Source organism: Acetobacter sp. ESL1128 (assembly GCF_058505085.1).
The window spans coordinates 2618320-2638475 of record NZ_CP196369.1 but is presented as its reverse complement, the minus strand read 5'-3'; the positions used below and the strand labels follow the sequence as shown (position 1 = coordinate 2638475).

The window sequence follows — 20156 nt, the reverse complement described above, 5'->3', positions numbered from 1 at the left end:
AATCGAAAAAAACGGAGCAGAAACATCGCTCCGTTTTTTTTTGTGGTCTGTAAAAAATCAGTCCGCGTAGCGTGGGCTGTACGTCAGGCTTTCAATCCAGGCCCGAATATCCTTGGGCCGTTCTACCGTTGCGGCACCCTGATCAAAAATAAATTCGGCAATACGCGCAGCAGACGTAACCGATACCTCCAGAATATCACTCTGGGGCGGGAACAGGCGGCCCCGCTCGCGTGATGCCGGATCTACCTGATCCGCCAGTGCGCGGGCAGTTTCAATGACCATGTCATCCGTAATGTGTTTGGGGCATGTGGCGTACACAGCCAGCCCCAGAGCCGGGAAGATGTAAAAATTGTTGGCCTGACCGGGGTAGAAGGTCCGTCCGTTCATTTCCACTTCGGGGAACTGCAGACCAGCGGCAAAAAGTGCCTGTCCCTGTGACCATTCATATGCCTGCTCGGCTGTGCATTCCGCGTTTTTCTGGGGCAGGGAGAGCGGGAAAATAATGGGGCGCTCGTTCAGCGCGCTCATGGTTTCCACAACCTCCTGCGTAAAGGCTCCCCCACAGGTTGAAACACCAATGAGCACGGTGGGCTTGAAGGCTTTGATTGTGGCCAGCAGATCACGCGAGGGGGGCATGGCTTTGGCGTAGCGTTTTTGCTGTGGGCTCAGGTCCGTGCGGGAGGTCTCGAGCAGGCCATTCACATCCATGAGCGTTATGCGCTCAATAGCTTCCTGCTCACTTATGCCTTCCTGCTTCAGAGCGGAAATCAGCATATCCGCGGTACCCAGCCCGGAGGAACCTGCCCCGAGGAATAAAAAGCGCTGCTGTGCCAGTGTTTCGTTCTTGATTTTGAGCGCGGTAATCAGGCCGGCCAGCGTAACGGCTGCAGTGCCCTGAATGTCATCATTATAACACAGAGCCGTGTTGCGGTATTTGTCGAGATAATGCAGGGCGTCTGTGCCCTTCCAGTCCTCAAAATGCAGGCAGCAGTTGGGGAAGACCTCCTTAACCGCGCTTACAAATTCTTCCACAAACCCGTCCAGTTCTTCCAGCGGAGGGGGTTCCCTGCGCAGGCCAAGGTAGAGCGGGTCTGCCCGCAGGGCGCTGTTGGTTGTGCCAATATCGAGCTGCACAGGCAGGAGCACTTCCGGCGGGACCGCCCCGCAGGCCGTGTAAAGGTCAAGCTTGCCAATGGGAATGCCCATGCCGTTCACGCCAATATCGCCCAGCCCCAGAATTCGCCCCCCCGTGGTGACGCACAGGAAGCGTACGTTATCCGTAGGCCAGTTGCGCAGCACGTCACGGATTCGGCCGCGCATGTCCAGACTGATGTACATGCCGCGCGGGCGACGGTAGATGTGGCTGAACTGCTGGCAGACAGCCGCCAGAGTAGGCGCATACACAATGGGCACAAACTGTGCAGGGTTGGACATGAGCACCCGGTAGAACAGGGTCTGGTTCTGGTCACGCAGGCCGCTCAGATAGATGTAGCGCTCCAGATTACTGGGTTTGGCTTCGAGGTGCCTGTGGATTCGCTCTACCTGCCGGTCCAGTGTTTCCACCTGTGTGGGCAGGAGTCCTTCCAGCCCGTATTCCCGCCGCTCTGCTTCTGTAAATGCCGTGCCCTTGTTCAGCAGGGCATTGTTAAGAAGGGCTGTTCCTCTAAGAGTCAGGGCTGAAGGCATGGTAACTCCTTGGCAAAACAAAAACCACGTCAGGCTAACAGACAAGGGTACAACCCGGAACATGCCCGAGTGTTCCAAACGCCGGAATGGGTTTGTTGTGTTTGCAAGGCAGATGGACGGTGCGAATCAGCAATAAAAAAGGCGGCCCGGAGGCCGCCTTTTTTAATATCGTATCTATGGGCTGAAAAATTACAGCTTTTCGACCTGATTGAACTCCAGATCCACCGGTGTGGAACGGCCAAAGATCGAAACGCTGACTTTCAGGCGGCCTTTTTCTTCATCCACTTCTTCAATAACACCATTGAAGGAGGTGAAGGGGCCATCAGCCACACGAATCTGTTCGCCCACTTCAAAGGTAACGGCGGAGCGGGGATGCTGCACACCTTCCTCTGTCTGGCGGATAATCCGTTCGGCTTCCGCCGCGGAAATGGGTGTCGGGCGGTTTTTGGTGCCCAGAAAACCCGTAACCTTGGGGGTGTCCTTGACCAGATGCCATGACTCATCGGTCATTTCCATCTTGATCAGCACGTAACCGGGGAAGAACTTGCGTTCCGCGTTCACCTTCTGGCCACGGCGGACTTCAATCACTTCCTCGGACGGGACAAGAATCTCGTCAATATGGTCGCTCAGTCCCTTCTGGGCCGCATCTTCGCGGATGTGCTGCGCGATTTTCTTTTCGAAGCCCGAATAGACGTGGACCACATACCAACGCTTGGCCATGCCGTTTCCTCAGCCTCCCAGCCCGAAAAGTTGACGCACGCCGAGACCGATCAACTGGTCAACGACGAAGAAGAAGATGGATGCCATACCTGCCATGGCCAATACGGCGCCGGTGGTGACAAATGTTGCGCGGCGGGTGGGCCATGTGACCCGTTCCGCCTCGGTACGCACATCATGCAGGAACTTACCGGGACTGAACGACACGAAGCACACTCTCCTTGTTCCGCCCCGCTCGGTTGCCAAGGGGGCAGTCTTAAATCAACACCACTCAGATTGTACGATAAAGCCGCATTTTACAGGTGAAAAGCGGAACCTTCCGTACACCACGAGAAAATCTGGCAGGGGTGGAGGGTCTCGAACCCACAACCTCCGGTTTTGGAGACCGGCACTCTAGCCAATTGAGCTACACCCCTGCAGCGTGTCCGCCACGGCTGGAAAAGACCTATAACGGAAACCCGTTCGTCTGACCAGCCACAATCTTGCGGGCATCACAGGAGGCGGAACAAAATATGTTGTGGCTCTAAAGTCAAGTGCCTGTTGCAGATTATTGTCGTGCGCGGGGAGCGTGGGCGTAAAAAAACTGGTGGGGGCTTGCGGCGCGTGTGGGGGATGGATTATAAAAACCAACACTTCGGAGTGCGGGCATAGCATAGTGGTAATGCAGTAGCCTTCCAAGCTACCGAGGAGGGTTCGATTCCCTCTGTCCGCTCCAAGGTTCCTCCCAAAAAATCTGAATGTCTGTTACCTCACCGTTTCGTGAACGTAGTGGATTGCGTCTGGCTTCCGTTGGCCGTTCCGGGCGGGGGGGTCTATCACCTAATAGGGTGCGCTGCTCCGGCGTTTAAGGGCTTTTGGTCTGGTATTTTGGTCTGCCAGAATGCGCTGCCAGCGGCGGGTTGAATAAAATAGGGTTGTTCAGCTAGTTGCGTGCCTGTTGTGGTCATGCTAGAGGCCGCGCCAACAGGTGCATCAAAATCTGGATTCATCGCCTGATGGTCTGGGTTGCATCGTTGTCAGTGTGGAATGCCGGCGCGCACAGAAGGAAAGAACCAAAGAGTGGTGGCCTCGGGCGTAACGACAGCACAAGCAGTAGCTTTTGCGGCCAACGGTCTTGAAGGCCGTTACGCGATTGCGCTTTATGATCTGGCTGCCGAACAGCAGCAGCTGGACACCGTGCTTGATGAAGGTGGCGCACTTGCGCGCCTGATTGATGAGAGTGCGCCCCTGCGCACTGTTCTGGAAGACAGGCGTCTGGATATCCTGGTGTCTCGCAAGGCCGTTCTGGCTGTGCTTGAGGCTCAGGGATTCGGTCAGATTCTTCGTAATTTTGTGGGCGTCGTGGCTGATAACCGTCGTCTACCGGTCCTGCGTCGCATTCTTGCATCGCTGGATGCTCTGGCCGTGGCCCGCCGTGGCGAGGTTGTGGCCGAGGTCAGCAGTGCTGTGCCGCTTACGGCCGAACAGCGGGCCCAGCTTCAGGTTCGTTTGGCCGAAGCCGGTTATTCCCGCATCAATATTCGCGAGCGTGTTGACAGCGCCCTGCTCGGCGGTCTTGTCGTCCGCGTCGGGGCAAAGCTGTATGATGCCAGCCTCAAAACCCGCCTGTTTCGTTTGCATTACGCCATGAAGGGAGCCGCGTGATGGAAATCCGTCCCGCAGAGATTTCGGATATCCTCAAGCAGCAGATTGCCTCGTTCGACAAGGAATCTGATGTGGTCGAAACCGGCACAGTCCTGTCCGTTGGGGATGGTATTGCCCGCGTATTTGGCCTGCAGAATGTCATGTCGGGTGAACTGGTGGACTTTCCGTCCGCTGGCCAGAAGGGCATGGCCCTGAACCTGGAAAGCGACAACGTCGGTATCGTTATTTTCGGTGATGACACCAATATCCGTGAAGGGGACAGTGTCACCCGTTCGGGTATGGTTGTCAGTGTGCCGGTTGGTAAGGGCCTGCTGGGCCGCGTTGTAGACGGTCTGGGTAACCCGATCGACGACAAGGGCCCGCTGGTTGACGTTGAACTGCGTCGTGCGGAAGTCAAGGCGCCCGGCATTATGCCGCGCCAGTCCGTGAGCGAACCCATGCAGACCGGGATCAAGGCGATTGACGCTCTGGTGCCGATTGGCCGTGGCCAGCGTGAACTGGTGATTGGTGACCGTCAGACCGGTAAAACCACCATCCTGACCGACACCATTCTGGCCCAGAAGGGCGTGAATGAGCAGGGCGACGACAAGAAGTCCCTCTACTGCATTTACGTTGCTGTTGGCCAGAAGCGCTCCACAGTTGCACAGCTTGTGCGCCTGCTGGAAGAAAAAGGCGCGATGAAGTACTCCATCGTCGTGGCCGCTACCGCATCTGACCCGGCTCCGCTGCAGTATCTCGCCCCCTACGCCGCGTGTGCTATGGGCGAATACTTCCGCGACAACGGCATGCACGCCCTGATCTGCTATGACGATCTGACCAAGCAGGCTGTGGCTTATCGCCAGATGTCCCTGCTGCTGCGTCGTCCGCCGGGCCGTGAAGCTTATCCGGGTGACGTGTTCTACCTGCATTCCCGTCTGCTGGAACGGGCTGCTAAAATGTCCGATGCCAATGGCGCAGGTTCTCTGACGGCTCTGCCCGTTATTGAAACGCAGGCCGGTGACGTTGCAGCTTACATCCCGACCAACGTGATCTCCATTACGGACGGCCAGATCTTCCTTGAGACCGATCTGTTCTACAAGGGTATCCGCCCTGCCGTTAACGTGGGTGGCTCCGTCTCCCGCGTTGGGTCTGCGGCACAGATCAAGGCCATGAAGCAGGTCGCAGGCAAGATCAAGCTTGAGCTTGCCCAGTACCGTGAAATGGCAGCCTTCTCCCAGTTCGCATCCGATCTGGACCCGGCAACGCAGAAGATGCTTGCCCGTGGTGCCCGTCTGGTGGAACTGCTGAAGCAGCCGCAGGCTTCGCCGCTTTCGGTTGAAGAGCAGGTTGTTCTGCTGTTTGCTGGTACCCGTGGCTTCCTCGATGGCATTGCAGCCAGCAAGGTTGTGGCCTGGGAACGTGCAGTGCTGAGCGATGTGCGGAGCGCAGGGAAGGACATTCTGGACACGCTGAGCAAGGACAAGGCCATTTCCAAGGACCTTGAAGCGCGGCTGACCGAATATCTGACCGCCTTCAACCGCAACTTCGCCGGCTGAGGGAGCAGAAGCACTCATGGCTTCCCTTAAGGAACTACGCGCCCGGATCGGAAGTATCAAATCGACACGGAAGATCACGAGCGCCATGAAAATGGTGGCAGCGGCCAAGCTGCGGCGGGCGCAAGCCAGCGCAGAAGCTGCTCGTCCTTATGCGGCAGCTATGCGCCGTATGCTGGGTGAGTTGGCCGGTGCAACCAAGGGGGAGGACGGAGCGCCTCTTCTTCTGGCCGGTACCGGGCAGGACAAGGTGCATCTCCTTGTGCCCATGACCAGTGACCGTGGCCTGTGCGGTGGCTTTAACTCCAACGTACATCGCCTTACGGTGCAGACCATCCGTCGCCTTCAGTCTGAAGGCAAGACGGTGCGCCTGCTTCCGGTTGGTCGTCGCGCGCTGAACTTTTTCACGCGTGACCATGCGGACCTGATTGTTGATCATGTGATCGGGACAAGTGCGAAGGAAATTCCCTTTTCCGTCGCCAGTGACCTGGGTGACAAGATCAATGCCCTGCTTGAAGCAGGCGAGATTGATGTCTGCACACTTGTGTTCAACAAGTTTCGCAATGCGATGACACAGGTGCCGACATGCCAGCAACTGGTTCCCATGGTCGTGGAAGAGGCATCTGGTACGCTCGAAGCCTCCAACGATGTGGCCCAGTATGAGTTTGAACCTGATGAAGCAACGCTGCTGGCCATGCTGCTGCCGCGTAATCTGCAGGTCCAGATTTATGCTTCGCTGCTGGAAACGGTTGCGGGCGAAAACGGTGCCCGTATGACGGCCATGGATAACGCGACGCGCAATGCAGGCCGCACCATCGATAGTCTGACGCAGGTCTATAACCGGACCCGCCAGACCAATATTACTAACGAACTGATCGAAATCATTTCGGGCGCACAGGCTGTCTGAGCCCGATCGTATGCCCCGCAGGAGCTGACCCATGTCGGATACCACAACCCAGACCCAGGCCCCTGCGGCCACGAAGACCAATGCTGTTGGCCGCATTACCACCATTAAAGGGCCGGTTGTTGACGTGCAGTTCGAAGGTGAACTGCCCAAAATTCTGAACGCGCTGCATGTCAAGCTGGGCGATCAGGTTCTGGTGCTCGAAGTGGCCCAGGAAATCGGCGAACACGAAGTGCGCTGCATCGCCATGGACACGACCGATGGTCTGGTCCGTGGTACGGAAGTGGTTGACACCGGTGCACAGATTTCCGTGCCTGTCGGTCCGGAAACCCTTGGCCGTATCCTCAACGTGATCGGTGAACCGATTGACGAACAGGGCCCTGTCCAGACCGCACGTCGCGCCCCCATCCACCGCGATGCCCCTGCTTTTGACGAGCAGGCTGCTGCATCCGAAATCCTGATGACCGGCATCAAGGTTGTTGACCTGCTCTGCCCGTACCTCAAGGGTGGCAAGATCGGCCTGTTCGGCGGCGCAGGTGTTGGCAAGACCGTTATTATTCAGGAACTGATCAACAACATCGCCAAGGCGCACGGTGGTGTGTCCGTATTTGCCGGTGTTGGTGAACGTACCCGTGAAGGGAACGACCTGTATTTTGAAATGCAGGACGCAGGCGTGATCAAGCTGGGTGAAAACGGTTCGACCGAAGGCTCCAAAGTGGCGCTGGTGTTCGGTCAGATGAACGAACCGCCGGGTGCCCGTGCCCGCGTGGCCCTGACCGGTCTGACCATGGCGGAATACTTCCGTGATGAAGAAAACCAGGACGTGCTGTTCTTCGTGGACAACATCTTCCGCTTTACGCAGGCTGGTTCGGAAGTGTCCGCACTGCTGGGCCGTATTCCTTCTGCCGTGGGCTACCAGCCGACACTGGCAACGGAAATGGGCGCTCTGCAGGAACGTATTACGTCCACCAAAAAAGGCTCCATTACGTCCGTTCAGGCCGTCTATGTCCCTGCCGATGACTTGACCGACCCGGCTCCGGCAGCAACCTTTGCCCACTTGGATGCCACCACCGTTCTGAACCGTTCCATCGCGGAAATGGGGATTTACCCGGCTGTGGACCCGCTGGACTCCACGTCCCGCGCTCTGGACCCGCAGATTGTGGGTGAAGAACATTACGCAGTGGCTGGCGAAGTGCAGCGTATTCTCCAGACCTACAAGTCCTTGCAGGATATCATTGCTATTCTGGGTATGGATGAACTGTCTGAAGACGATAAGCTGGTTGTGGCCCGCGCTCGCCGTATCCAGCGCTTCCTGTCCCAGCCGTTCCATGTGGCGGAAGTGTTTACCGGTGCCCCCGGCAAGCTGGTATCCGTGACCGATACGGTTCGTTCCTTCAAGGCGATCTGTGCTGGTGAATATGACGATCTGCCAGAAGCGGCTTTCTACATGGTCGGGACGATCGAAGAAGCTGTTGCCAAGGCAGAAAAACTGAGGGAGTCGGCCTAACAGCCGGCTTCTGGAGGGAGCACCATTCATGCCAATCCAGATTGAGATAATCAGCCCTGAAAAGGTTCTGGTGTCGCGTGAGGTAGATATGGCCGTTCTTCCGGGCATGGAGGGTGATATTGCCGCCATGCCGGAACATTCGCCCATGATGCTTCTTCTGCGTGGTGGCGTTGTTGCCCTTTACGAAGGGGACAAGGTGACCGATCGCTATTTTGTGGGGGGGGGTTTTGCCGACATTACCCCTGCACGATGCACCGTGCTGGCCGACAAGGCTGTGCCGGTAAGCGACATTTCCATTGATATGGCCACAGCACAGCTGGAGGCCCTATCTGAAGCATGGGACAAGGCAGACAAGACGGATACGTCCCGCCTTGTCGTGTTGCAGGATCAGATTCAGGCAGTACGGGCAGAAATTGAAGCAGGCAGCGCCAGCTAAAATTTGTGTTCAGCCAGATTTTAAAAAAAGCCACCGTTCAGGTGGCTTTTTTTGTGTCCGGATTCAGCCGCGCCCTCTGTAGGATGGGACATCCTGCGCGGGAATCCATACCCCTGCGGGGGCATCCCCTGTCTGCCAGAAAACATCAATGGGAATACCACCGCGCGGGTACCAGTAGGCACCAATGCGCAGCCAGACCGGGTTGAGCAGGTCAACCAGAGTGCTTGCGATCTGCACGGAGCAGGCTTCGTGAAACGCGCCGTGATTGCGAAAACTGGTCAGGAACAGCTTGAGGGATTTGCTCTCCACAATCCACTGGTCCGGTACATAATCTAGCACAATATGGGCAAAATCCGGCTGGCCGGTAATAGGGCACAGGGACGTAAATTCCGGCGCGGTAAAGCGCACCATATAGCGTTTGTCCGGGTTGGGGGCTGGCACACGCTCCAGCACGGCCTCTTCCGGGCTGTTGGGGGGAGCAATCTGGCGGCCAAGCTGGGTAAGCGCGTGGCGTCCATCATCTGCCGTGTTCATCATTTTCTCCATGCAGCTATGGTTTTCTTGGGTGTCCGGCTTGTCGGTGCGTTCGTCAAGTTTCGTATGGGGTATATGGGTTCTGGCTGTCTCTTTCTGGTTGGCTGGTGTATGGAAGAAACATGGCCAAATTACCCACTCCCGTCTTTCCCCAGCCCCAGCTTGTGTCCTCTACCCAGGACCTGGCGGAAGCTCTTAAACCGTTTCATGCCGAACGTTTTGTAACGGTTGATACGGAGTTCATGCGTGAGCGCACGTACTGGCCGGAGTTGTGTCTGGTGCAGGTGGGTAGTGCACATGCTGTTGTGCTGATTGACGCACAGGCGGAAGGGATTGACCTGACCCCTCTGGCAGAACTGATGGCTGATGCCTCGGTGCTGAAAGTGTTTCATGCAGCGCGGCAGGATCTGGAAATTTTTCTACATGAGTTCGATGCCCTGCCGACACCTGTGTTTGATACGCAGGTTGCGGGCATGGTGGCGGGCTTTGGGGATCAGGTTGGGTATGACAGTCTGGTTGGCTCCCTGACTGGCCATATGATTGATAAAAGCCACCGCTTTACGGACTGGTCAGCCCGTCCGCTCTCCGAAGCCCAGCTGAATTATGCTGCAGGCGATGTGACATGGCTGCGGCTGGTTTACGAAAAGCTGGTGCGCAAGCTGGAGCAGGACAAGCGGTTGAGCTGGGTAGCTGCTGAAATGGCAGAGCTGGAAGACCCGGCTACATTCCGCCCTGATCCGGAAAAACAGTGGGAACGGCTTAAGGCCCGTACGGGCAACCGCCGTATGCTGGGTGTGCTGCGTGCAGTTGCCGCCCTGCGCGAGCGTGAGGCCCAACGCGTGAATGTGCCGCGCCAGCGTTTGCTCAAGGATGAAAGCCTGCTGGAAATAGCAGCCACAACACCGGGTACGGTGGATGCGCTTGCCCGTGTGCGTGGCGTATCCCGTGGGCTGGCCGAAGGCCGCACCGGCATGGCGCTGCTGGAAGCGGTCAAGCAGGCACAGGCTTTGCCGGAGTCGGAACTGCCGCGTCCTGCACGGGGCAAGGGTAAGGATAACGCAAGAGCACCTGCATCTCTGGTGGCTCTGCTCAAGGTGCTGCTGACCGCCTGTTGCGAGGAGCACGATGTGGCGCCACGCCTGGTTGCTTCCATGGATGAACTGGAGGCTCTGGCGCTGGACCCGGCACAGGCTCCCACCTTGCTGTCGGGCTGGCGGGGCAGAGTATTTGGGGATGTGGCGCAGGCTTTGTGTGAAGGGCGCGTGGCGCTTCAGGTCAAGGGTGGGCGGGTGATCAGCGTGCCCGGCGAAAACGCGGCCTCCTGACGGAGTGACGCGCGCCCGCCGGACGGGAGCCTGCTTTAAAAGCCCATTTCTTCCCACAGGTTGGAAAGCGGACGCGCACCGTAGTGCGAGATGATTTCCGACGCAGCAACAGAGGCAAGACGCCCACATTCAGGCAGGCTGCGGCCGGATGTCAGCCCTGCCAGAAAGCCTGCGGCATAGGCATCGCCCGCACCTGTTGTATCCACAACCTGTGTTGGAACCGGGGCTACGGTGGTCAGTTGGCCATCATGCACAATCACGCTGCCAAGGCCTGAGCGCGTCAGGGCTGCAAAGGTTGTGTCCTGCGCGGTGCGGCGGGCAGCTGTGTCAAAGTTTTCTGTTTCGTACAATGCACAGATTTCGTCTTCATTGGCGAACAGGATATCGACGTGGTTCTTGACCAGATCAAGGAACGCAGCACGGTGGCGACCAACGCAGAACGGGTCGGAGAGGGAAAGCGCAACCTGGCGGCCGTTCTTGTGGGCTAGAGCCGCGGCCCGGCGGAATGCCTCCTGCGCATGCGGGGGATCGAACAGATACCCTTCCAGATAGATAATGCTGGATGCGGCGATCATGTCCGGCAGTACGTCTTCGGGGGTAAAGCAGGTGCAGGCACCCAGATAGGTTGCCATGGTACGCTGCCCGTCGGGTGTGACCATGACCACGCAACGGGCTGTGGGCAGGTTGTCAAATACCTGCGTATTCAGCGGAGCGGACGGAAACTGCACCCCGTTATCGCGCAGGTCCTGCGTGAACTTTAGCCCAGCATCATCGCGCGAGACCTTGCCAAGGTAGGCAACGCGCGCGCCAAACTGTGCAGCAACAACGCAGGTATTGGCTGCGGAACCACCACCCATGACCTGTTCGGGAGCCAGAGCGGCTTCCAGTGCGTTGGCCCGGTCCACGTCGATCAGCGTCATGCTGCCGGGCGTGAGTCCCTGGCTTTGCAGGAAGGCGGCATCCGTGCGGGCGAGAATATCGGTAATGGCATTCCCAATACCGAGAATGTCGTATTGTGTGTCCTGACCGGTCATGGCGATAAAATTTTTTCCTGAAAAAATGATCTGTGCGGTTGTTTGGCTAGCGCGCTGCCACAAAAAGGGCAACAGTAAGGCTTAAGCAACATGCGCTGCTTACCGGACGGCTCCGTGCATGAAAATGTTCTGAACGAAGCCGGGCCGGTGTTGGAGCGGCTTGTTAACGTGGACTGCTGCCTGAATACAGGCGGCCAGAAAGGCGGGGGATTTTCTTGTTCAAAAGACGTAAGCCTGAAGATAGTCAGCCAAACACACAGGCACCCTCTACCGTGCAGCAGGGTTCTGCGCGTCCGGCAGGGGCATCTGGCACTGTTCTTCCGTCCAATGCGGCGGCTCAGGGTAGTTCTGCGGCTGGGGCTCCCGTATCGCATTCTGATAATTCAAAGGAAACTTCACCTATGGGTCGTGCACCTTTTCCGTCTGGTTCTTCTCTTCCTGCAGGTGCTGGTATTCCGCCTATGCCCGGAGCTGCCGCCGCCCGTGGCCTGCCCACGCAGATCCAGCCGAAAAAGGATGGCCTGGAACAGCGTACTCTGGTTGTCGGGCGCGGCATTAGCGTGCAGGGCACGGTGCAGGATGCAGAGCGTCTGGTGGTTGAAGGGACGGTTGAATCCAGCATGATCACGGCCAAGGAACTGGTTGTTATGCCAGGTGGCCTGTTCCGTGGTGGTGTGGAAGTAGAAAATGCGGAAATCGCCGGTACTGTGGATGGTTCCCTGACCGCACGTGGCGGGTTGACCGTACGTGGTAGCGGCCGCCTGCTGGGTAAGGCCGCCTGCCATCGCCTGAAAGTGGAAGATGGTGGCCAGATTACAGGGCAGCTGGAAATGCTGGCTGAAGGCAGTGCCACAACCAAAACGGCTGATAGCGCGGCTGAGCCGGTTAAGGCGATTGAAGGCTGATTATCTGCCTGTTAGCCTGATGGTGGTGCTAGTGCCACCATCAGGCATCATGCTTGGGTGTGGCTGATCAGGCTACACTGTCGCGGCGGTCACGCAGACGCACATAGGCGATCTGGGCGTGTTCCTCGCAATAGGGTTTGCCCGGGATGGGCGTTGCACCACAAAAATGAAAACCCGGTGTGCCAGGGTCGCCAATAGGCCAGCAGCAGGATGGGCCGCGGCGCTTTTGTGGTTCGGGGTCCGAGATGCTGCGCAGCAGTGTTTTGGGTTTGGTGCTGGTGCGCGCAACGGGTGCCGCTTTTTCTTTTCTGGCAGTTTTATCATCCACCGTACCTGCCTCAGTCGCAGCAGCAGGTGCCGGGGAGGGGGCTGCAACAGGTGTAGGCGCGGTTGCAGCAACCGGCTGTGTAGCAGGTGCCACGGACGGAGCCGGAGTTGCCGTGCGGCTAACGGGGACTTCCTGTGTGGGGGGAATAAGCGTGGGCTGCTCGGCTTTGTCGGCCGCTGCCTTGGGTTTGCTGCCGTTCCGCCGGATGGGGGAGGGACGCGGCGGCAGGCCCAGCCTGTGCGCCTTGCCGACCACTGCGTTCTTGGTAATGGAAAGACGCCTGCCGATTTCCGCCGTTGAAAGACCTTCCGCCCAGAGGTCCTTAAGCTGGGCGATTATTTCTTCGGACCACTCCATTAACAGGCACCTTTGAGCATTGCATGGCGGGCTGGCAAAATACCAGTGCTTCTACGTTGTGCATATTAGGAGGATGGCACTCGTATCTCAAGCGGAAAGCCCGCAGTCTGGGTGCCCTGTGGTGTGTTCATGCCTGCAAAAAGTGGTTTTGCCGGGTTTATGGGTGGTGGAAGGGCAGGGACCTGTGCCTAGCTCTGCACAATATCCAGACCAATATCGAGTGCCTGCACGCTATGGGTCAGCCAGCCGAGCGAGAGCACATCCACCCCGGTCTGGGCAATGGCGGGGGCTGTTTTGAGCGTGATGCCGCCAGAGGCCTCGGCCAGTGCGCGCCCGTTAATCATGCGCACGGCCTGTTCAAGCTGGGGTACGGACATGTTATCCAGCAGATAGACATCCGCCCCCGGTCCGGACAGGGCTTCCTCAAGCTGTTCGAGGGTATCGACTTCCAGTTCCACCTTCATCAGGTGTCCTGCGTATGTACGGGCAGAAAGCAGGGCTTTTCGTATGTTGCCACCGCACAGGGCAATATGGTTGTCCTTGATCAGAATGGCATCGTCCAGCCGGAGCCTGTGGCTGCTCCCGCCCCCGGCGCGCACCGCGTATTTTTGCAGGCTTCTTAATCCCGGCAGGGTTTTACGGGTGCAGGCCACACGGGCTTTGGTGCCAGCTACGGCTTGCACAATATGGTGCGTATGCGTGGCGATGCCGCTCAGGTGTGACAGCAGGTTCAATGCCGTGCGCTCCCCAGCCAGCAGGGTGGTGGCGTTGCCTTCCACGGTGGCCAGAACGTCCCCTTGTGCAATCTGGTTGCCATCTTGCTTGATCTGGCTGAAGCGCACGCTGGGGTCCAGTATGGCAAAAGCCTGTCGGGCTCCTTCCAGCCCGCACAGAACACCATTCTGGCGGCTGCGGAAGATGGCATGCAGTTGCTGCCCCGGCTGGGCCAGCGCCTGTGTGGTGACATCCCCCCCAATTCCCAGATCTTCCATGAGTGCGGTGCGCACAATGGGTTCCCATAAAAGGGTGGGAAGATGCAGGTTTGTGGTCATGTCAGGCTCCGGTCTGGGGGCTTAAATTGCCAGCATCCGCTCCACCGCCATACGGGCGGGGTGTTGCAGATGTTCAGGGATGGTCACTTCCGTCTGCATGGTTTCCAGTGCCTGACGGATGTTGGACAGGGTAATCCGCTTCATGTGCGGGCACAGGTTGCACGGGCGTACAAACTGCGTTTGCGGATAGAGTGCCGCAAGGTTGTCGCTCATGGAACACTCTGTAACCAGCAGGACCTTTTGCGGTTTGGTCTGGTCAATAAAGCTGATCATCTGTGCAGTGGAGCCTGCATGGTCGGCCTCTGCAACCACGTCGGGCGGGCATTCGGGGTGCGCAATGACACTCACATCGGGGTGCAGGCGCCGGTACTGGCGGATTTCCTGCGGGGTAAAGCGTTCATGTACTTCGCAGTGGGCTGGCCATGTCAGCATTTCTATGCCGGTTTCGGCTTCGATGTTGCGGGCCAGAAACTCGTCGGGGATCATAATCACGCGGGGAACACCCAGACTTTCCACAATGCGGCGCGCATTGCCCGATGTGCAGCAGACATCGCTTTCCGCTTTTACATCGGCTGTGCTGTTAACGTAGGTTACAACGGGCACACCGGGGTAGCGCTTTTTGAGCGTTCGCACGTTGTCTGCGGTAATGCCTTCGGCGAGAGAGCACCCTGCCGTAGCATCCGGGATAAGAACAGTTTTTTCCGGGTTCAGCAGTTTTGCGGTTTCGGCCATAAAATGCACGCCGGCCATCACCATGGTAGAGGCATCCACCGTTTGTGCCGCACGCGCCAGAGCCAGACTGTCGCCCCGAATATCTGCCACACAATGGAAGATTTCCGGTGTTTGGTAATTATGGGCCAGAATGACGGCATTTTTTTCCTGCTTCAAGCGCAGGATGGCTTCAATATCCGCCGCGTAATTGGCTTCCCACTGGTCCCGCAGCATAATGTGGGCAACAGGGTGGTATAATTCATCCCTGCTGGGCATGAGAGAGGCAGACATGGTTGTGTTCCGTTTCCCGTGCTATATATGCTCTTATTGAGTATATATAGCATTCAGGAATTGCAAGGGCCGAACCAAACACTTTTTCAGGAGATGGCAGGTAAAGGAAGTTTGGCGCCTGCCAGATAGCAGTGTTCGGCTGTTTCGGGTGCGAATTGATACAGTTGTGCTGGCCGGCCCTGTGGGGGGGAATCGTATTCCGCGGTGCGGCTGACCAGTTTTTGCTGCTGCACAAGCCGCCGGAAGTTCTGTTTGTGCATGGCGCGTCCCGCCAGAGCCTCCATGGCCTGTTGAAGTTGCAACAAGGTAAACTGCCGGGGCAGTAGGTCGAACACTGCCGGTGTGTAGCGTATTTTTGCCCGCATGCGTGAAAGTGCCGTGGCCAGAATGCGCCGGTAGTCGCGGTGCATGCTCAGGCCCGGCAGGTGCGCGCCATTCTGCCACGAGGATTCGGGCACAAGCCCGGCCTCCCAGAGCAGTTCATAACGCTGGAGGCTGAGTTCATCGTTCCAGGCATGGTCCTCAAGGCCAAAAACAGTGGTGCATCTTTGCCAGCGCTGCGTGTTACCGGCGGCCCACTGTTTGAGGCGCATGGCAATGGTATGCAGCAATGGGCAGGTTGTTGCATCCCGCCGGTCTTCCCATGGGAAGTAGTCATAAATGGAACGCTCGGCCAGACTGTGGTCGCAGTTCTGGCGGATGAACGCCATGTAGGAAATCTGCACCATCTGGTGGCCCTGCCCATGCAGGGGGTCGGCAAAGGTATAAAGCTGTTCTGTATGACCAAGCTTGAGGCCGGTCTGGTGTTCCACCCAGTTGCGCATCCCTTTTTGCAAGGAGCGATGCTCCACCATAAGCGGGCCGGACGGAAAGGAACGGCCATGCTCCAGCGTTAGAATGTGTGGCGTATTGTTGCTGATACTGACCAGAACAGCCACCAGTTCGGTCTCACACAATACTGGCTGTGCGTTTTGGGGTATGGGGGGGGCCAAAGGACTGATCATGGCTGGCAAAGTGTCTGAACGTGTGGTGTCTGGCAAGTGTCATAACATGAGTGTGCATGACGCCGTGCGTGAGAAGAAGCGCGCCATGCCCGCGTGGTAAAAGAGTTATAAAAGAACAGGCCCGCTCAGGCCAAGGGGGAGATGGCCCGTCTGGCGGGAAATGTGTCCAGCCAGAGGGGCATGTCCTTTGCGGGGAGGGGTTTGCTGTAAAAATAGCCCTGCAGAATATCGCAACCCAGTTGTTGCAACTTGGTTTCCTGCGCTTCGTGCTCAACACCTTCTGTAACGACCTTGATACCAAGGCGTTTGCCAATGTTGATTGCAGCTTCTGCAACAACAAGAGAACTGATGTTGTTTTCAAAATTCTCAATAAAACTGCGGTCGATTTTGATCTCTGTCAGCGGGAGTTGTGCAAGCCGTGACAGGGACGAAAAGCCCGTACCAAAATCATCCATGGACAGGCCAACACCAATATTGCGGATGGCAGTCAGGTTGGCGGCTGTTTCGGGGTCCTGCCGCATGGCCACACTTTCGGTAATTTCTATGGTCAGGCGATGCGGGGCCAGATTGTACTTCTGCAATACGGAGAGAATCTGGTCTGGCAGGTCCATGCTGCAAAAATGAACAGCAGACATGTTTACGCTGACAATGGGAACATAAACATTGTTCTGCTCCCATTCTATGACCTGCTGGCAGGATTTATCCAGCGACCATAGACCTATGGCTTCAATCTGCCCGGTTTCCTCGGCAATGGGAATAAAGGTGGAGGGTGGAATAAAGCCAAGTGTGGGGTGCTGCCAGCGGCTGAGTGCCTCAACGCCGCACAGGGTGCCCGTTAATGCGCAAATCTGGGGCTGATAGACCAGATGAAGCTGCATTTTTTGCAACGCTTCGCGCAGGGCAGAGCCAATAATCAGACGTTCGCGCATATTGCTGTTGCCGCCTTTACCAAAAAAACGGAACCCGCCACGGGCCTGTTTTTTGGTCTGCCGCATGGCAATTTCGGAAGCGCCCAGTATTTCCTCTATTTCCGTGCCATCATCGGGGTAAAGGCTGATCCCTATGCTCAGGGAGGCAACCAGATCACGGCCCTTAACCTCTATGGGCTCGCGGGATATGCAGTTCAGGTCATGGGCCAGTTTGCAGGCTTTGTTGCGGTCTGCATCAGGCATGACAACCACAAAATCATCCCCTCCCAAACGGGCAACCAGATTTTGCCCGCGGCAAAAAGCGGCAATGCGGCGGGCAATGGTCTGGAGCAGGATGTCCCCACTATTGTACCCCATGACATTGTTGACATCCTGCAAAAGATCAACGTCAAGCATCAGAATGGCAAAGGGTGCCTGCCCGGTCTGCGCCAGCATCTGCCTCAGGCGGGTGGACAGGGCTGTTCTGTTCAGAAGCCCCGTTAGGGAATCAATATTATTAAAATTATTGATTTTATAGAGTGTTTTTTCATGTTCTATAATGGATGCGCAGGACGGAATGCACCCTGTGACAATTTTTTGCGGCCAGTCAGTGATTTTTTCCTTGTTGCGTGAGAAAAGTGCAAAAATACCGATCAGTTCCCCCGCACCGTTGCAGATGGCCGATGCCCAGCAGTCATGCAGATCGTTGAGCTGGCTTTGACCCTGTTTTGGGGTCCAGATCAGGGCGCAGGCATGGTGTGGGTTTGTGCGCAGGGTCTGGATATCCGACGCACTTAAAACCAGATTGTCCAGCTTGTTGACCTTGCTGCTGGGCAGGCTTTTCCCCGAAAGAATGGAAAGCCCCCCCTGTGGGGTAATGTGCAGGAGTGTGGCTATGCTGTTGGGAACAAGTTCTTCCACCTTGCTGCACAGCATGTCTGCAACATCGTGTATGGTTGTGTAATCTGCGAGTGCGGCAAAAACCTCGCTTTGCAGTTCCAGTAGCTTGCGGCGGTGGACTTCTTCGGTCACACCTTTAATAAAAGCCATGTAATAGCGTTTGTTATCTTTCCCGATCAGAGCAGTAGATAACGAGAGTTCTGCGGCAACATAATCTCCATTGCTGCGAACAAACGTAACTTCGCGCGAGGTGTTGACAAGGCGGTGAATCCCCGTCTTGCGATGGTGTTCAATATAGTCATTATGGTGCTGGCGGTGCCCTAGGGGGATCAGTAGGTCAACATTATTCCCCAGAACCGCAGATGCCGAACACCCCCACAAATGCTCTGCCGCAGCATTGAAAAAAACAATCCTGTTCTGGTCATCAATGATGATGACGCCATCAGTCGCCTGTTCAAGAATGGCCGCGTAAAACGTGTTGGTATAGCCTGAGAGCGTGAGCGGGTTTGCAAGTTCTGGCATGGACTCAATCTTTAAGCAGAAGGCTAAACCAGAGGGACATCTGCCTCATGACATTCATGCCAGATGGAAGAACCGCATTGCGCAAGGCATGGTTTGGTGTGTGAGGTCTTTTGAAAATTGAATATATGGGTGATTGCAAAGTCAAATAAATTTTGTTGAAAGTATGAGAAATTGGAAAATTATTTTTCAGAAAATGGCATGTTATATAAAACAGAACAGAAAAAATAAAATATAGTTCTAGTGTTTGTGCGTTATATTCAATAAATTTGTCAAAAATAATCAAACTCATGTCGTATATATTCCCTTGTGATGACACACGTAATGTTTTTATTGTTATCGCAAGGCGTCAAAAATGTTTTAAGATCTGGAGGAATTGCTTCGCAGCAAAACCCCACCATGAAGCTTATCGTGATTCTTATACCACCATTGTCACATTGGCGTTACAACAGTGGAGCGTCCATATATTTTTTAAAAATAGGTAAAAAAAATCTAATTTTACAGTTATTTAAAGGATAATTTCCCGCTCCTGCTCCGGGGCGGAAAAGCAGGGTTTTGCTAGCGGATTGTGGAGAAAAACAAACAAGGTAAAGCATTGCTTCATACGGTGCCTGACTGGTTTAAATGGCTTAATTTTAATGTCAGGTTTTTGCTCTGAAGCGTGATATGCAGGCATGACCCTGTATCCGGCCCTCTTTTAAAGGAGCGGTGAAGGATCAGATAGATGGTTGTGACAAGAGAGCATGAAGACAGGCTTAATTTTTCTGGCTGCTGCAATAGCTGAAATCGGCGGGTGTTTTGCCTTCTGGGGGTGGCTGCGTTTGGGGAAAACGCCCCTCTGGCTTGTGCCGGGGTGTTGTTGCCTGCTTCTGTTCGCGTATCTTTTAACCCTGATTGATACATCCGTGGCGGGGCGTGCTTACGCAGCCTACGGGGGTATTTACATTCTGGTAGCGGTTTTCTGGATGTGGCTGGCAGAAGGAGCGCGACCAGACCCGTGGGATTTTCTGGATGTGGGTTTATGCCTGCTGGGTACGGTTGTTATTTTATTGGCGCCCCACGCGCGGTGAGCGATTATTTGTTCTGGCGGAGGCATGTGTATTCATGAACGCAGAGTTCTGGCTTGCAAAATGGCGTCAAAACGAAATCGGGTTTCATACTCCTTGCCCGCATCATGCTTTGGTGCAGTATTTTTCCAGGCTCGGTTTGTCTCCAGGGGGGCGGGTTTTTGTGCCGTTATGTGGGAAGACACTGGATATCCACTGGCTCCTAGAACAGAGGTGCAAAGTTGTCGGTGTGGAACTGAGTCGCCTGGCGGTTGAACAGCTTTTTGCTGAATTGGGGATTCAACCCGCTGTGTTTTCTCTGTCTCCAGAAATCATGGTGTTTGAAGGTCCTGATATAAAAATTTTTGTGGCGGATATTTTTGTGCTGACGCACACCATACTCGGTCCGGTTGATGCGGTTTACGATAGGGCCGCTCTGGTGGCGTTACCTGAGGATATACGCGTGCGTTATGCGCAGCATGTTATGGAAATTTCCTGTAAATCAGAACAGTTTTTGATTTGTGTTGAATATGATCAGTCCCGCCTGTCTGGTCCGCCCTATGCCGTTATGGCGCATGATGTGGAGCGGTATTACGGGCAGACTTATAATATCGAGAGTATTGAGCGCCTGCCTGTGCCCAGAGGCATAAAGGGAAAAGAACCGGGGTTTGAGCATGTCTGGATTTTGCAAGGGCGTGATGAAGCGCCTGCGAGTGGCCAGAAAATTTAATCCATATTTGGTTTGACTTTTTATGAATTTGGGCCGCGTGCTGATTTTTGCAAAAAATCTGTAAAATATTTGTATCCATTACTTAA

Annotated in this window: 19 protein-coding genes and 2 tRNA genes; 10 read left to right on the top strand and 11 right to left on the bottom strand. The window is 55.9% G+C overall.

Annotated features, from left to right (window positions below; all coding sequences use genetic code 11):
• Positions 1-57: 57 nt before the first annotated feature.
• The 4 genes from ACSYTG_RS12315 to ACSYTG_RS12300 form a co-directional block, all read right to left on the bottom strand.
• The gene (locus tag ACSYTG_RS12315) at positions 58-1686 is read right to left on the bottom strand and encodes an NAD-dependent malic enzyme (RefSeq protein WP_489783382.1); all 1629 of its coding nucleotides are present in this window, start codon (positions 1684-1686) and stop codon (positions 58-60) included.
• A 189-nt stretch (positions 1687-1875) separates the two neighbouring features.
• Positions 1876-2406 (bottom strand): transcription termination/antitermination protein NusG, encoded by a 531-nt coding sequence (gene nusG / locus ACSYTG_RS12310; protein ID WP_086645100.1) that lies wholly within the window; start codon positions 2404-2406, stop codon positions 1876-1878.
• A 9-nt stretch (positions 2407-2415) separates the two neighbouring features.
• Positions 2416-2610 carry a preprotein translocase subunit SecE gene (gene secE / locus ACSYTG_RS12305; protein ID WP_059024606.1) on the bottom strand — a complete coding sequence of 65 codons (195 nt, stop codon included), beginning with the start codon at positions 2608-2610 and terminating at the stop codon, positions 2416-2418.
• Between the two features lie 132 nt (positions 2611-2742).
• Positions 2743-2819, bottom strand: a tRNA-Trp gene (locus ACSYTG_RS12300).
• 225 nt (positions 2820-3044) lie between these two features.
• On the opposite strand from ACSYTG_RS12300, the gene ACSYTG_RS12295 reads away from it, so the two are divergent.
• From ACSYTG_RS12295 to atpC, 6 genes are all read left to right on the top strand, one after another.
• Positions 3045-3118: transfer RNA gene (locus tag ACSYTG_RS12295), tRNA-Gly, on the top strand.
• Positions 3119-3429: 311 nt separating this feature from the next.
• Positions 3430-4047, top strand: coding sequence for an ATP synthase F1 subunit delta (gene atpH / locus ACSYTG_RS12290; protein ID WP_179290170.1), 618 nt, complete (start codon positions 3430-3432; stop codon positions 4045-4047).
• Positions 4047-5582 (top strand): F0F1 ATP synthase subunit alpha, encoded by a 1536-nt coding sequence (atpA, locus tag ACSYTG_RS12285; RefSeq protein ID WP_086645101.1) that lies wholly within the window; start codon positions 4047-4049, stop codon positions 5580-5582. Before atpH ends, atpA begins: the two co-directional genes overlap by 1 nt.
• A gap of 16 nt (positions 5583-5598) precedes the next feature.
• Complete coding sequence (locus tag ACSYTG_RS12280) at positions 5599-6486, top strand: F0F1 ATP synthase subunit gamma (protein WP_086645102.1); 888 nt, start codon at positions 5599-5601, stop codon at positions 6484-6486.
• 31 nt (positions 6487-6517) lie between these two features.
• Complete coding sequence (gene atpD / locus ACSYTG_RS12275; protein WP_086645103.1) at positions 6518-7990, top strand: F0F1 ATP synthase subunit beta; 1473 nt, start codon at positions 6518-6520, stop codon at positions 7988-7990.
• Positions 7991-8018: 28 nt separating this feature from the next.
• The gene (gene atpC, locus ACSYTG_RS12270; RefSeq protein ID WP_086645104.1) at positions 8019-8426 is read left to right on the top strand and encodes an ATP synthase F1 subunit epsilon; all 408 of its coding nucleotides are present in this window, start codon (positions 8019-8021) and stop codon (positions 8424-8426) included.
• Positions 8427-8489: 63 nt separating this feature from the next.
• Here the strand turns inward: atpC and queF are convergent, their stop codons facing one another.
• A complete protein-coding gene (queF, locus tag ACSYTG_RS12265) occupies positions 8490-8960 on the bottom strand; it encodes a preQ(1) synthase (protein WP_086645105.1) in 471 nt (156 codons plus the stop codon).
• Between the two features lie 122 nt (positions 8961-9082).
• Between queF and rnd the strand changes: the two genes are divergently transcribed.
• The gene (gene rnd, locus ACSYTG_RS12260) at positions 9083-10285 is read left to right on the top strand and encodes a ribonuclease D (protein ID WP_086645106.1); all 1203 of its coding nucleotides are present in this window, start codon (positions 9083-9085) and stop codon (positions 10283-10285) included.
• 35 nt (positions 10286-10320) lie between these two features.
• Here rnd and ACSYTG_RS12255 read toward each other — a convergent pair whose 3' ends face one another.
• Entirely contained in the window at positions 10321-11319 is a 999-nt protein-coding gene (locus tag ACSYTG_RS12255; protein ID WP_095350184.1) for an adenosine kinase, read from the bottom strand.
• Between the two features lie 215 nt (positions 11320-11534).
• On the opposite strand from ACSYTG_RS12255, the gene ACSYTG_RS12250 reads away from it, so the two are divergent.
• A complete protein-coding gene (locus ACSYTG_RS12250) occupies positions 11535-12224 on the top strand; it encodes a bactofilin family protein (RefSeq protein WP_489783381.1) in 690 nt (229 codons plus the stop codon).
• 67 nt (positions 12225-12291) lie between these two features.
• Here ACSYTG_RS12250 and ACSYTG_RS12245 read toward each other — a convergent pair whose 3' ends face one another.
• The 5 genes from ACSYTG_RS12245 to ACSYTG_RS12225 form a co-directional block, all read right to left on the bottom strand.
• Entirely contained in the window at positions 12292-12909 is a 618-nt protein-coding gene (locus ACSYTG_RS12245; protein ID WP_489783379.1) for a GcrA family cell cycle regulator, read from the bottom strand.
• A gap of 188 nt (positions 12910-13097) precedes the next feature.
• Positions 13098-13961 (bottom strand): carboxylating nicotinate-nucleotide diphosphorylase, encoded by an 864-nt coding sequence (gene nadC / locus ACSYTG_RS12240; protein WP_489783377.1) that lies wholly within the window; start codon positions 13959-13961, stop codon positions 13098-13100.
• Positions 13962-13982: 21 nt separating this feature from the next.
• A complete protein-coding gene (nadA, locus tag ACSYTG_RS12235) occupies positions 13983-14963 on the bottom strand; it encodes a quinolinate synthase NadA (protein ID WP_095350187.1) in 981 nt (326 codons plus the stop codon).
• An 86-nt stretch (positions 14964-15049) separates the two neighbouring features.
• Positions 15050-15967, bottom strand: coding sequence for an NUDIX hydrolase (locus ACSYTG_RS12230; RefSeq protein WP_489783376.1), 918 nt, complete (start codon positions 15965-15967; stop codon positions 15050-15052).
• Positions 15968-16092: 125 nt separating this feature from the next.
• Entirely contained in the window at positions 16093-18297 is a 2205-nt protein-coding gene (locus ACSYTG_RS12225; RefSeq protein ID WP_253529743.1) for an EAL domain-containing protein, read from the bottom strand.
• A 740-nt stretch (positions 18298-19037) separates the two neighbouring features.
• Between ACSYTG_RS12225 and ACSYTG_RS12220 the strand changes: the two genes are divergently transcribed.
• A complete protein-coding gene (locus tag ACSYTG_RS12220; RefSeq protein WP_489783375.1) occupies positions 19038-19364 on the top strand; it encodes a YnfA family protein in 327 nt (108 codons plus the stop codon).
• 34 nt (positions 19365-19398) lie between these two features.
• On the top strand, positions 19399-20070 hold the full coding sequence (tmpT, locus tag ACSYTG_RS12215; protein WP_489783374.1) for a thiopurine S-methyltransferase: 672 nt from the start codon (positions 19399-19401) through the stop codon (positions 20068-20070).
• The last annotated feature ends 86 nt before the right edge of the window (positions 20071-20156 follow it).

Excerpts from the sequence above, each read along its gene's own strand:
- ACSYTG_RS12280 (WP_086645102.1), top strand. The coding sequence starts at position 5,599 with ATGGCTTCCCTTAAGGAACTACGCGCCCGGATCGGAAGTATCAAATCG.
- nadC (WP_489783377.1), bottom strand. The coding sequence starts at position 13,961 with ATGACCACAAACCTGCATCTTCCCACCCTTTTATGGGAACCCATTGTG.
- ACSYTG_RS12315 (WP_489783382.1), bottom strand. The coding sequence starts at position 1,686 with ATGCCTTCAGCCCTGACTCTTAGAGGAACAGCCCTTCTTAACAATGCC.
- nadA (WP_095350187.1), bottom strand. The coding sequence starts at position 14,963 with ATGTCTGCCTCTCTCATGCCCAGCAGGGATGAATTATACCACCCTGTT.
- atpH (WP_179290170.1), top strand. The coding sequence starts at position 3,430 with ATGCCGGCGCGCACAGAAGGAAAGAACCAAAGAGTGGTGGCCTCGGGC.
- ACSYTG_RS12255 (WP_095350184.1), bottom strand. The coding sequence starts at position 11,319 with ATGACCGGTCAGGACACACAATACGACATTCTCGGTATTGGGAATGCC.
- atpD (WP_086645103.1), top strand. The coding sequence starts at position 6,518 with ATGTCGGATACCACAACCCAGACCCAGGCCCCTGCGGCCACGAAGACC.
- ACSYTG_RS12230 (WP_489783376.1), bottom strand. The coding sequence starts at position 15,967 with ATGATCAGTCCTTTGGCCCCCCCCATACCCCAAAACGCACAGCCAGTA.
- atpC (WP_086645104.1), top strand. The coding sequence starts at position 8,019 with ATGCCAATCCAGATTGAGATAATCAGCCCTGAAAAGGTTCTGGTGTCG.
- atpA (WP_086645101.1), top strand. The coding sequence starts at position 4,047 with ATGGAAATCCGTCCCGCAGAGATTTCGGATATCCTCAAGCAGCAGATT.
- ACSYTG_RS12225 (WP_253529743.1), bottom strand. The coding sequence starts at position 18,297 with ATGCCAGAACTTGCAAACCCGCTCACGCTCTCAGGCTATACCAACACG.
- tmpT (WP_489783374.1), top strand. The coding sequence starts at position 19,399 with ATGAACGCAGAGTTCTGGCTTGCAAAATGGCGTCAAAACGAAATCGGG.
- nusG (WP_086645100.1), bottom strand. The coding sequence starts at position 2,406 with ATGGCCAAGCGTTGGTATGTGGTCCACGTCTATTCGGGCTTCGAAAAG.
- ACSYTG_RS12245 (WP_489783379.1), bottom strand. The coding sequence starts at position 12,909 with ATGGAGTGGTCCGAAGAAATAATCGCCCAGCTTAAGGACCTCTGGGCG.
- rnd (WP_086645106.1), top strand. The coding sequence starts at position 9,083 with ATGGCCAAATTACCCACTCCCGTCTTTCCCCAGCCCCAGCTTGTGTCC.
- ACSYTG_RS12220 (WP_489783375.1), top strand. The coding sequence starts at position 19,038 with ATGAAGACAGGCTTAATTTTTCTGGCTGCTGCAATAGCTGAAATCGGC.
- queF (WP_086645105.1), bottom strand. The coding sequence starts at position 8,960 with ATGAACACGGCAGATGATGGACGCCACGCGCTTACCCAGCTTGGCCGC.